This is a genomic window from Methanolobus psychrotolerans (genome assembly GCF_002243045.1).
In the GTDB taxonomy this organism is placed as follows: Archaea; Halobacteriota; Methanosarcinia; order Methanosarcinales; family Methanosarcinaceae; genus Methanolobus; species Methanolobus psychrotolerans.
The window spans coordinates 1-11,942 of the sequence record NZ_MBKP01000069.1; the positions used below are offsets into that span (position 1 = coordinate 1).

General features: G+C 42.1%; 13 protein-coding genes. 8 read left to right on the forward strand and 5 right to left on the reverse strand.

Annotated features, from left to right (window positions below; all coding sequences use genetic code 11):
* On the reverse strand, positions 1–963 hold a 963-nt coding region (locus BB781_RS14605), incomplete at its 3' end, for an S-layer protein domain-containing protein (protein WP_277985515.1).
* Positions 964–1,168: 205 nt separating this feature from the next.
* On the opposite strand from BB781_RS14605, the gene BB781_RS14610 reads away from it, so the two are divergent.
* The 4 genes from BB781_RS14610 to BB781_RS14625 all read left to right on the forward strand — a co-directional run bounded on the left by BB781_RS14610 (position 1,169) and on the right by BB781_RS14625 (position 5,121).
* Positions 1,169–2,344 (forward strand): iron ABC transporter substrate-binding protein, encoded by a 1,176-nt coding sequence (locus tag BB781_RS14610; protein ID WP_242492683.1) that lies wholly within the window; start codon positions 1,169–1,171, stop codon positions 2,342–2,344.
* Positions 2,345–2,376: 32 nt separating this feature from the next.
* The gene (locus tag BB781_RS14615) at positions 2,377–3,447 is read left to right on the forward strand and encodes a FecCD family ABC transporter permease (protein ID WP_094229200.1); all 1,071 of its coding nucleotides are present in this window, start codon (positions 2,377–2,379) and stop codon (positions 3,445–3,447) included.
* The gene (locus BB781_RS14620) at positions 3,444–4,199 is read left to right on the forward strand and encodes an ABC transporter ATP-binding protein (RefSeq protein WP_094229201.1); all 756 of its coding nucleotides are present in this window, start codon (positions 3,444–3,446) and stop codon (positions 4,197–4,199) included. Before BB781_RS14615 ends, BB781_RS14620 begins: the two co-directional genes overlap by 4 nt.
* A 73-nt stretch (positions 4,200–4,272) precedes the next feature.
* Entirely contained in the window at positions 4,273–5,121 is an 849-nt protein-coding gene (locus BB781_RS14625; RefSeq protein WP_094229202.1) for a class I SAM-dependent methyltransferase, read from the forward strand.
* Between the two features lie 20 nt (positions 5,122–5,141).
* Here BB781_RS14625 and BB781_RS14630 read toward each other — a convergent pair whose 3' ends face one another.
* Genes BB781_RS14630 through BB781_RS14640 form a run of 3 tightly spaced genes read right to left on the reverse strand, consistent with a single transcriptional unit; the run spans position 5,142 to position 7,365 of the window.
* Complete coding sequence (locus tag BB781_RS14630; RefSeq protein ID WP_094229203.1) at positions 5,142–5,678, reverse strand: shikimate kinase; 537 nt, start codon at positions 5,676–5,678, stop codon at positions 5,142–5,144.
* Positions 5,679–5,713: 35 nt separating this feature from the next.
* Positions 5,714–7,075, reverse strand: a complete 1,362-nt coding sequence (locus tag BB781_RS14635; RefSeq protein ID WP_094229204.1) for a PFL family protein — start codon at positions 7,073–7,075, stop codon at positions 5,714–5,716.
* A gap of 11 nt (positions 7,076–7,086) precedes the next feature.
* Positions 7,087–7,365 carry an ACT domain-containing protein gene (locus BB781_RS14640; protein ID WP_094229205.1) on the reverse strand — a complete coding sequence of 93 codons (279 nt, stop codon included), beginning with the start codon at positions 7,363–7,365 and terminating at the stop codon, positions 7,087–7,089.
* A 441-nt stretch (positions 7,366–7,806) separates the two neighbouring features.
* Between BB781_RS14640 and BB781_RS14645 the strand changes: the two genes are divergently transcribed.
* The 3 genes from BB781_RS14645 to BB781_RS14655 all read left to right on the forward strand — a co-directional run bounded on the left by BB781_RS14645 (position 7,807) and on the right by BB781_RS14655 (position 9,680).
* Positions 7,807–8,019: a DUF5371 family protein gene (locus tag BB781_RS14645; protein WP_094229206.1), complete on the forward strand. Its 213-nt coding sequence runs from the start codon at positions 7,807–7,809 to the stop codon at positions 8,017–8,019.
* A gap of 25 nt (positions 8,020–8,044) precedes the next feature.
* A complete protein-coding gene (locus tag BB781_RS14650) occupies positions 8,045–8,527 on the forward strand; it encodes a type IV pilin (protein WP_094229207.1) in 483 nt (160 codons plus the stop codon).
* Between the two features lie 820 nt (positions 8,528–9,347).
* Positions 9,348–9,680 carry a DUF4870 domain-containing protein gene (locus BB781_RS14655; protein ID WP_094229208.1) on the forward strand — a complete coding sequence of 111 codons (333 nt, stop codon included), beginning with the start codon at positions 9,348–9,350 and terminating at the stop codon, positions 9,678–9,680.
* 93 nt (positions 9,681–9,773) lie between these two features.
* On the opposite strand, the gene BB781_RS14660 is transcribed toward BB781_RS14655, so the two are convergent.
* Positions 9,774–11,402, reverse strand: coding sequence for a FlaD/FlaE family flagellar protein (locus BB781_RS14660; protein ID WP_164997925.1), 1,629 nt, complete (start codon positions 11,400–11,402; stop codon positions 9,774–9,776).
* A 7-nt stretch (positions 11,403–11,409) separates the two neighbouring features.
* Here BB781_RS14660 and BB781_RS15905 point away from each other — a divergent pair.
* A partial coding sequence (locus BB781_RS15905) for a hypothetical protein (protein WP_164997926.1) occupies positions 11,410–11,942 on the forward strand: 533 nt, incomplete at its 3' end.

An 11,942-nucleotide genomic window follows, 5' to 3' on the forward strand; every position in this document is an offset into this window, starting at 1 on the left:
CTTTTTCCCATCAAGATCGATGTCTTTGTTGCTGGACATCACCAGAGCATTATCGCCAGTATTCAGTTTTGTACCACCGCCACTTCCTGCATAATTGATTCCATTCATGACAGCAGGGACCTCAAATCCCTCAACATCGAAAGCACCATAGATGTCCCCGGTTTGTATGGTAGTTATATCGCCCCTGAGGAAAGTGTATTTGAATACCACGAAATCATCTGTTGCCCCCCGGAATACGGAATCTACATAACAATAGAATACAGGATTGTCGTCACCGTCCTTATAGAGATATGTCCTTTCAGTGTTTGCCAGCTCTGTGTCACCCGACACAACTGCGGAATCTATCTCTTCCCCACCTTTGTTTAACTGCAGCCATACTTTTTTACCTTCTACATCCACCTGCTGCACAACAAGTGACCAGCCGCCTGCAAGATCCCATGTTTCGCCAGAGAGCATCTGCTTTTTACCATCATCATCTGTTTCCATCAGGATCTTTGCTATCTTATCCGGCTGGCAGCCGGCAGAGAGGGAAGAGGGATCTTCAGGCATTACCACGTGCTGTGCCCCAAAGAAACCCGTCAGGTAGTATTTTTTGAGATCCACACCATCAACGATAAATGTACTTTCATCGTCTATGTCGCCGATCTTGGTCTTCTTCATCTGGGGCTTGCTAACGTAATAGAGATCCCCTTCAGCGATCTTGTCCCCAAGCTGCATGGTCGATGAGGAGTTCACACTGTTGTGGAAATAGAGAACCTCACTGGAAAGACCGGGCTTGATCGGATACCAAAACCCAGAGAATGTGTTGGCGTCCCAGTAGAAATCACCTGCGGGGGTGAAAGAGTCGGAGCTGTCATATACGGTACTTCTGATATTGTAGGTTACATCTGATGCACTTGCAGGTATCGTGACCATGGCCAAAATTACTGAAAGTGTGATTATTATTCCTGTATTTTTTTTCATAAAGATACTCCCTGACAAGGGTAGAGAACATTAACATCCATGTAATGCTCCATAGTACTCTCAAAACATCTAAGTGTTTTAGCCTGTTTTTTGTTATCCTTAAAGTATATATTTCTTGCTTTTTAGTTGTGTTGTGAATGCCAAACATAAATCATATATACCAATTAACCTTAACACACGTCTACTAAAACAGAGGAGAACTAAAATGAATAGGAGTAAAACACAAACCATCACTTTTTTAGTAATATTAGTAATCATATCAACATTGGTTTCAGGCTGCATGGAGAGTTCATCAACTTCACAGAGTATCCAGACACCGGAAGAAACAGCAACCAGAACTATTACAGATTCCCTTGGCAGAACTGTGGAAATTCCGGAATCTGTGAATTATGTGATTTGCTCCGGCGTAGGTACTCTGAGATATCTCACATACCTTGAAGCACAGGACAAGATTGTAGGTGTTGAAAGAAGCGAAACAACCAATTCAGCATCTAATTCCAAACCTTATTCTCTTGCCAATCCCCAGTTCAGTACTGATTATACCATCTTTGGAGAGACCAGAGGACAGGACGATCCTGAAAAAATACTTTCTCTCGACCCACTTCCCCAAGTGATAATAAAGACATATTCCGCAACAGGTTATGACGCTGCAGAACTTCAGAAGAAAACAGGTATCCCGGTTGTTGTAATTAATACTGGAGATCTAGCCGATAACAAAGAGGACCTTGATGAGAGCCTCAGAATAATTGGAGAGATCGTGGGTAAAGAAGAACGTGCAGAAGAAGTAATTGCTTTCTTTGATGGAAACATAGCAGAACTTAAGGAGCGCACTGTTGACATACCGGAAGAAGACAAGCCTACATGTTATGTCGGTGGCATAGGAAGAGCAGGCGGACCACAGGGATTCCAGTCCACAGAGCCAACATATCCGCCATTCCTTTTCACCAATGCAAAGAATGTGGCATATGCAGATATGGATATCAACGTTGCAGATGTTGCAAAGGAAAAGATCATAGAGTGGGACCCTGAGATCATCTTTGTGGACCTGAACACAATTGAATGCGGAGAAGAGAGAAGCGGGCTTGGCCTGCTACAGAACGATGCCTCGTATAGACAGCTACAGGCAGTCCGGTCAGGAAATGTATATGGAGTGTTGCCTTTCAACCAGTACGCAACAAACTTTGGCTCGGTACTTGCAGACTCTTATTTTGCAGGAAAGACACTCTACCCTGACCGATTCGATGATGTGGATCTTGAAAATAAGACCGTTGAAATATACACATTCCTTGTATGCAAAGGAGATGAAGAGCTTGGCAAGGAAATCTATGACACGATGATCAATGTCTATGGAATACCTGCATTTACAAAACTAGAGATCTGAAAATTCAAAAGCTAACCGAAAACGGTGAAAGGATGAATAGATCAGAAGGTGAAATCGCACGCCGTTACAAAGAGCATACTGACAGGAAGACCACATATATCCTGTCAGGTATTGTTCTTTTATGCGTAATGCTTGTGATGTCGATCTCAGTAGGAGCCGCAGATATACCTCCACTAGAAGTAATAAAGACACTTATAGGACATAGTATTTCAGATAGGTGGGGCAGCATTATATGGAATATACGCCTGCCTCAGGTACTCACAGCCATCGTTGCCGGTGCCGGGCTATCCGTGGCAGGAGTGGTAATGCAATCAATACTTCGAAACCCATTGGCTTCTCCTTTCACGCTTGGTATTTCCAATGCTGCAGCCTTTGGAGCAGCTTTTTCAGTGATGGTGCTTGGAACAGGTTCAACACATACCCTTGTCGGCGATGCTGTGACTATCAGTAACCCATATGTGACCACTGCCGTTGCATTTGTGTTCTCTCTTCTTGTCACGGCCATCATTCTGGCATTTTCCAGATACAGAGGAGTCACGCCTGAAGTGATGATCCTTGTGGGTGTGGCCATGAGTTCTCTTTTCACTGCAGGGACAATGTTTTTACAGTACTTTGCAGATGACACACAGCTTGCTTCCATAGTATTCTGGTCTTTTGGAGATGTTTCAAGGGCAAGTTGGGAGGAATTGGCATTTATCACTGTCGTGGTAGTTGTATCTATAATCTATTTTACACTGAACAGGTGGAAATACAATGCCATAGATGCAGGAGATGAAACAGCAAAGGGACTTGGTGTGAACGTTGAGCAGGTGAGACTTAGAGGAATGATGGCCGCATCCATCGTGACGGCCGTGATCGTGGCATTTTTGGGAGTGATCGGTTTTATAGGACTGATATGCCCCCATATGACGCGCCGCATCATTGGTGATGATCATCGTTTCCTGATAACAGGTAGTATAGTAATGGGCTCTCTGCTACTGCTGTGTGCAGATACTGCAGCCAGGGTTATAATACAGCCATATCAGCTCCCGGTAGCAGTACTCACATCATTTTTAGGAGCACCGACGTTTATATACCTGATACTTAAGGGGAGAAGAATGTGATATTGGAAGTAAATGGAGTGGAGTTCCAGTACCGTAGTAAAGAGGTACTCAGGGATATAAAATTCCACCTTAAGAAAAACGAGATACTTGCCATACTGGGACCAAACGGAGTGGGAAAGACCACCCTCCTAAAATGTATGAATGCCATCCTCAAACCAAAGAGTGGAACAATACTAATAGAAGATCAAGATGTGCTTAAGCTTGAGCAGATAGAGATTGCCCGCCGTCTGGGATATGTGCCACAGCGCTGCGAATGTGCAAGGCTGACAGCCTTTGACGCAATACTTCTGGGAAGGATGCCACATATAAAATGGAAAATCACTACTGAAGATGTGATGCTGGTTGAGGCCATTCTCAAGAAATTGCATCTAGAGGAGTTCGCACTGAGATACATAGATGAACTTAGCGGTGGAGAGTTGCAGAAGATAGGGATAGCACGAGCTCTTGCCCAGAATCCAAGGCTCCTTCTTCTCGATGAGCCGACAAGCAGTTTGGATCTGAAAAATCAGATAGATATCCTAGAGATAGTAAGAGAAATTGTGAAAAGGGATAACGTATCTGCAATAATGACCATGCACGACTTAAACATGGCCTTTCGGTACTCTGATAAGTTCTTGTTCCTTAAGAATGGTGCCATCTTTGCGGCAGGGAGCATCGGGGAAATAACTCCAGGAATAATCGAGGAAGTATATGGAGTACCGGTAACTATACAGAATTACATGGACATAGCTGTGGTGATCCCGACACTATAAAATTAATGCCGATTGTATAAACTAATTTCTATTTAGAAGTATAAATGCATTTGAAGCCCAATGAGAGAATACTATGGAGTGTATAAAAAATATTGACTGGAATGAAGTGTGGACTTGGCAGACATACAAGCATAGCGAATGCCGGAATTCAGATGACTGCACGTCTATATGGGAAGACAAGGAGAATGCCAGGAAGTTTTGGCAAATGTCAAGCAAGAACGATCACGAAAGATCCAGAAAAATAATAAGCTCAATACCAATCACCCAGGATTCAAACGTCTTGGATATTGGTGCAGGACCAGGATCCCTTGCAATACCTCTCTGCAAAATAGCCAGACATGTAACAGCAATCGAACCATCTGCCGCAATGCTGGAGGTTCTGCGGGAGAATGTAGAAGAGCATGAATGTAATAATATAACATGCGTTGAGAAAAAATGGGAAGATGTCAATATAGAAACGGACCTTTCAGGGCCATATGATATTGTCATCGCATCTTTTTCACTTGGTATGCCCGATATCCGTAAAGCCGTAGAGACTATGCAAGCAGTCTGTAGCGGACAAATATACCTGTACTGGTTTGCAGGGGACAGACCTTGGGACCCCTATGCAAGAGAACTTTGGCCTTTACACCACGGTAAAGAATACCATAGTATGCCAAAGTGTGATACTCTGTATAATGTACTCTACCAGATGGGCATCTACCCCAATATCGAAACAATGTCATTTGAGCAAAATGAGACTTTTTCATCCTTAGACGAGGCTGTGGAGCATTTTGGTGGCCACATGGGGATGAAGACGGCACAGGAGAAAGAAATGCTTGGAAGATATCTGAGCGATAAGCTTGAAAAAGAGAACGGGACCTTTGTCCACAAATCCTTATCCAACCGGGTGAGGATATGGTGGAATACGCAGGAGAACTGATCAGATAACTAACCGAATAGTTAATCTGATAATTGATCGGCGATATCCGCAACATGCTCGGGCAGGACGGTCATGATCATCTTGCTCACGACATCTGTCACTTTGTCCTTCCTGCCAACTTCTATGATATGGTCTGCAAAAGACCTGTAAAGTGCGGTCCTTTCCTCGTAAAGACCGTGCAATCCTTTTTCTTTCAGACCCACAACGCCTCTTGTTGTGAGATTGGAGAGCCTCATAACAATAGTACTAAAGGGAACATCAAGGTACACGACAATAGATCTTGCTTTGAGGAATTGCATTGCTTTTGCAGAATAGACAACGCTTCCTCCTGTTGCGATGATGCAGTTGTCTTTTAGCTTAAGATCGAGTATGCTTTGTTCCTCTGCCCTTATAAGAGCCATGTCTCCCAGGTCATTGACAATGTCCTGAAGGGCCGTTCCTGACCCATCTATTACAAGCTTATCAGTATCAATGAATTCATAATCCAACAGATATGCTAATTTCTGTCCGGCAGAGCTCTTGCCTGCGCCTGGCATACCGATCAAAGTTATAATCATATGATCATCCCGTATTGTACCCAATAATAAAGATTTCAGTTGGTAAGAGATTGTATCGGAGCAGGTATCCGACCGCCTCTTGAGATGAATATCTCCGAGCTGAATTTATGTACAGGCATCACCGGAGCACTTCCAAGAAGACCACCAAACTCGATCATATCCCCAACCTTGGTTCCCGGCGCAGGTATCAATCTTACTGCTGTTGTTTTCTTATTGATCATACCTATGGCCATCTCATCTGCAATTATGGCAGATATTGTTGAGGAAGGAGTATCTCCAGGAATTGCTATCATGTCAAGACCAACTGAACAAACACTTGTCATGGCCTCAAGCTTATCCAGTGTGAGGGAGCCCCTCTGTACTGCTCTTATCATGCCCTCGTCCTCACTCACCGGGATGAAAGCACCGCTTAGTCCGCCAACAGAAGATGAAGCCATTGCGCCACCTTTTTTGACAGCGTCATTGAGAAGTGCAAGTGCAGCCGTTGTGCCGTGAGTACCGCAGCTCTCCAGGCCCATGGCTTCAAGGATAGCGGCTACACTGTCACCTACAGCAGGTGTTGGCGCAAGGGACAGGTCGAGTACACCAAATTGAGCGTGGAGCCTGCGAGCGACCTCTTTGCCCACCATCTCACCCATTCTGGTGATCTTAAAAGCGGTCTTTTTAATGCATTCGGAAATGTCCCCAAGAGTGGGGTCTTTGAGTGCGCGCACAGCTGAGTTAACTACACCAGGACCACTTACGCCTACATTAATAACGCAGTCTGGTTCGCCAATTCCATGGAAAGCACCTGCCATGAATGGATTGTCATCAGGTGCGTTGGCAAAAACAACAAGTTTGGCACAACCAATACCTGAATCAGCTTTTGTCAGCTCGGCGGTTTCCTTGATGATCCTGCCCATCATGGCAACAGCATCCATATTGATGCCTGCTTTGGTTGTCGCCACGTTTACAGAAGAACATACTTTTTTGGTACTGGCAAGTGCCCTGGGGATTGAATTTATCAGTTTCAGATCACCAGGGGTCATACCTTTCTGGACGAGTGCACTGAAACCTCCTATAAAATCGATACCTACATCTTCAGCAGCCCTGTCAAGTGTCTGTGCAACAGATGTCAGGTCTGTAGCTTCACAGCTTTCGGCAACTATTGCAATAGGGGTTACTGAGATCCTTTTATTGATTATTGGGATTCCGTAGAGGTTCTGTATATCGTTGGTCGTTTTCACAAGGTCCTCTGCATAATACATGATCCTGTTGTAGATGTTATTGTTGAAGGTATCTATATCAGGGTGACTGCAGCCGCGCAGGTTGATGCCCATGGTGACGGTCCTTATGTCAAGGTTCTCGTTGCTCACCATTTTAATGGTTTCAAGAATTTCTTCTGGATGGATTAGCATGGATAGACACCTCATATCCTATGCATGAAACGGAAGACATCTTCGTGCTGGACTTTTACTTCAACACCGAGTTCAGAACCTGTCCCGGACATGGCCTGCTGGAAAGATGCAAGATCGAAGTTTTCTTCCTTTATCTGTGCCAGCATTATCATTGTGAACAGGTCGTCCATGATGGTCTGGGTGATGTCAACAATGTTGACATTATATAGTGCCATGACCTGTGTGATGCCCGCAACGATACCAACTTTATCAATACCAATGACTGTGATTATAAAACGACTGGATGACATGGATCTTCCTTCTTTGAGTATTTTTTAAGCAACTGACGGATAGTATGGTAGTATAATATATGAGATTCTATTTTGACTTTGCCAATGGCATACATACAAAAAGATAGTCATGAATGTGACGCCAATGAAAAAGTATATTTGTCTGGTAGAGGGTCTTAATATGTCGGAAAAAATTGAGAATATTCTGACAGATTAAACACCATCATGTAAAATATGCATAGAAAACTGCTATATAAATCATATATTTATATCATAGATACCAATATATTCTCCAAATGAATATATTGATATAAATATATAATAAACATGGCAAATGTAAGAAAAGTAGCAAACCAAAATGCCATTGTGCAACAAAGTTTATATACAATTTTTCTTATGATTATTATGATGATGGTTTGAACGACTAAGTTCATCAGATGATTCAAACAATCAGGAGATACAATGGTTAAAATTGTACACGCACAAACAGTACTCACGGAAGATGAACTGGCGGCTTTAAAGAAGAAATGCAATGAGTCGTCAACAAAAGAAGCCTTGAGTATGGCAGTGCAACATTATCTCGAGTGCGAATATACCGACCTCGGTGATAGTGATAAAATGTGGACCAAGAAACTTGAAAAAGTGGTCCAGAAAAAGAAACAGAAGAAATTATAACTTCTGAACAAGAGAGGAACAAACTATGAGCAAAGCAAACCAATTCCTTGATGGAGAGGATGCAGTATCTCCGGTCATCGGCGTTATCCTGATGGTCGCAATCACTGTCATCCTTGCTGCAGTTATCGCAGCATTCGTATTCGGCATGGGACCACCTGAACAGGCACCACAGGCAAGCGTAAGGGCAAGCTCTGACACTGCAAACAGTTTAAATGTTGTTAAACTTGAGCACCAAGGCGGAGATGCAATTGTATTGACAGCAGCTAGGACAAAGGTAGTTGTTGATGGCGTAGACACCGACCTTGGAAATCTAACATCCGACAACAATCAGTTTGATGCTGGAGAAACTCTTACAATCTATTTCGACGGCATACCAGTTCTCGCTGGAACATCGCTTGCAGCTGGAAACGTATCAGACGACATTGGAGCTAGTGGTGAAACTGTCAATGTTAAATTCATTGATGTAACAAGCCAGCAGATGATTGCTGACATGGACGTCAGGTTCTAAACTCAAATTTAATGACGCTTTTGCGTCATCATTTTCTCTTTTTTATCCTGATGTTAACATTGTATCCAAGACGACTGTGTATTTGGATTCTCAAAGAGTGCCGCAACTTTAAGCTTATTTTGCGTATGGCATAGTATCAACGGACACTATGTTTTTGGGGTAACTTAAATTCGTTAGGGTTTTAGATCCCCGACACAATCTTCTGCGCATATTTAAAAAACACTGGCAACCATTGTTGAGCTGGTTTTAGGCCAGGGCTTTAACAAGATAATGACACTTGTCGATGTTTAAGCTATTATGGAAGCGATATGTGAGCTAAAAACAGCGAATTTTTGGAGGTCCCAGAGTGATGAAGTCGATAAATAATCGCTAGAACTATCTTTTCTCTTTGCCAATTAATCTCAAGGTTAATTGTGGTTTAACGCTTATTTGATATTAAGAGAGAGAGAGAGAGAGGAAGTAGAGAGCTAAACCTCTTGATTTCAAACCATGTGAGCCTTTGCAGCCTGGATTTTCATTTTTAGGATATTTTTGATCTGTTTTTATCATTTTTGGTCTTATTCTGATTTCCGGAATGATACTTGAATTGAAGAGCATAGTTTTGAATGAATACCCCGTGAAAAATAGGAAAGTTTTTAACTAAAAGATCTAATTAGGTCGTTCCACGTGTTAGTGGTTTCAGATAAGTATAAATACTATCTCGATAAAGATTACATTTGAATTATATTGATATTTATCGTTGTAACTCTTATTGTGGCTTTGATTCCATGAAAAAGAAAGACCAATGATAACATTATAGGTATTTATAGGAGAGTTTATGATGAGCGAAACTAAATTAGGCGTAAGCGAGAATATAGCTGGAGTAATAGCCTATGTCCTGGGATTTATTACCGGCATAATTTTATTGATCATTGAGAAAGAAAACAAATTTGTACGCTTCCATGCAGCGCAGTCCACTGTAGTGTCTGGTGGCCTGTTCATATTGGGCATTATTTTGGGATTTATACCAATTATTGGGTGGTTAATAGGGTTATTCTTGCCCCTTGTAGGATTTGTACTCTGGCTATACCTGATGTTCATGGCCTACAAAGGTAACATGTACAGACTGCCTGTAATTGCAGACTATGCTGACAAACTAGAAGCAATGTTCTGAGATCTACAGTCTCATTTTTATAAAATAGTAAAATGTTTGCTGGCCGGCCCGGTCTGCAAACACTTATTTTCGTTTGTTTTTTAAGACAGGTATTCAAATGCCGTATATATCCGAGCCATTTTTAACCTTCTCAATATCCCTTTCGATAACAGACATCCGATTCTTGTCAACTTTCATGCCTGCAAGACTCTCGATGAACCATATGGATTTGACATGGTCATCGGGTGTTAGTTTCCAGTCAGGTTTTTCCATGTAGAAATCGATGCCTTCAGCATAATGCAGTAATTCCATCCTCACCTTTTCAGTGATCCATCCAAGTTCCTCATAATACGCCAGAATATCAGGAAGATTATTGCAACCTACAAGCCCCATCAAAAACTCAAGCCATTCCATACAAAGCTTCATGTTACCGGAGTTCTTGACTATGTTAGAAAGATGAACATTCTGCCCGAATCCCTTATAACTTCTGGCACCCAGGTTTTTCAGTTCACTTTCCACATATTCCGTAACTGAATCGATCCTTTCAAGCATTGAAACATTCTTTGCTTCTGATTGCTGCTTGAATTCCAAAAACTCAGACGAGACCTTACCTATATTATCAACCAACAAAGATACCGACCTTGAAAACTCCATTGAAGTTGATCTTGTACCTTCCTGAGATTTTTCGATAGAACTTATCTTTGAACCAATTTGATCTAATTTTCCTGACACATCATCAATACGGGAAAAATTCGATTCGTTTTCCTGTAAAGATTCATGCAACTGTGCAAGAAGAGCAGTATAAGAATTCACAAGTTCGGAAACATTGTCCTCTATCCGGGTCAGATCTGACCTGATAGAAAGATTATCAGATTGCAATACACCAAGAGTTGATTCAATATTACCAACTCTCCCTTCAATCAAACTCGTCTTTTCTTCAAGGTTATCAAATTTCATATTATTTTGGGACAGTGACTCTTCAGTGGATTTGACAAATGAAGAAAATGCCCCGTCCAGATCTGAAACTTTACTTGAAAAGCTTCCTGCATCACCATGAATAGCACTAAACTGTATAGTCGTGCTCATGAGATTACTTTTAAGATCATTGATGTCACTTTCCAGGTCATCGAATCTCTTGTCTGCAACCTTTTTCATATCCTTTAAACCTGAAGAAAGAACTCCCGTTGACAAACGTTGATCCAAAGCAATATCATTGACCTCTGCATCAATATCAGACTTATTACTAACAGGCTTTTTTACATCCTGCCGTCCCAATATATTACCTGCCACCGGCATTGCACCCATATCTCCGGGCAGCCCGTCTGAATTTATACCAGCATCATCTACAACATCATCACCTACAGAGTCACCCACGGGTATGATTTCCACAATATCAGGATCAACACCCATAAACCTAGACCTTTTATCTGAAATAGAACTGACCGTATCCTCAGCAATGGTTTCAACAAAGGGAGATATCCCCTTCATTCCCATAACAGGGTTCTCTATAGGAGTTACTTTCCTTATGCCATCAACATTTTCACCTGGGACCTTAAACGGATTCTCAGATGATGGAGATGCTATTTCATTTGAACTTTCCAAAGACAAGGAAAAAGGATTCAGTGAATTACTGGCAAAAGGAATATCTAATTCATTATCAAATGGTGACCTAACTATCGAGGGATCATCTTTACCAAGAGGATTGGAATCATCCAGCATCGTATCAACCCTCATGTCTTCCATCCTTTCAATGAGACTTTTTCCTTTTGTCAGGTTTTTGATTAAGCCCCGGGCAACTACAGATAAAACTCCAATGTTCTTTTTAAGTGCATCTACATTAATAGGCTGCTTACCTGGACCTTTAAATTTAGAACTGTTTTTAACAAATGATCCATCAGCATCATTGAACGGCTCACCAAAAGGATTAACACCGGCACCGGAAGCATTAGCAGGACTAGAAGCAAAAGGATTGACACCAATTGAAGGATTATTCCCTAAAGAACCAGGAACATTAGCAGGACTAGAAGCAAAAGGATTGACACCAATTGAAGGATTGTTCCCTAAAGAACCAGGAGCATTAGCAGGACTAGAAGCAAAGGGATTGACACCAATTGAAGGATTGTCCCCTAAAGAACCAGGAACATTAGCAGGACTAGAAGCAAAGGGATTGACACCAATTGAAGGAGTATCCCCTAAAGAACCAGGAACATTAGCAGGACTAGAAGCAAAGGGATTGACACCAATTGAAGGAGTATCCCCTAAAGAACCAGGAACATTAGCAGG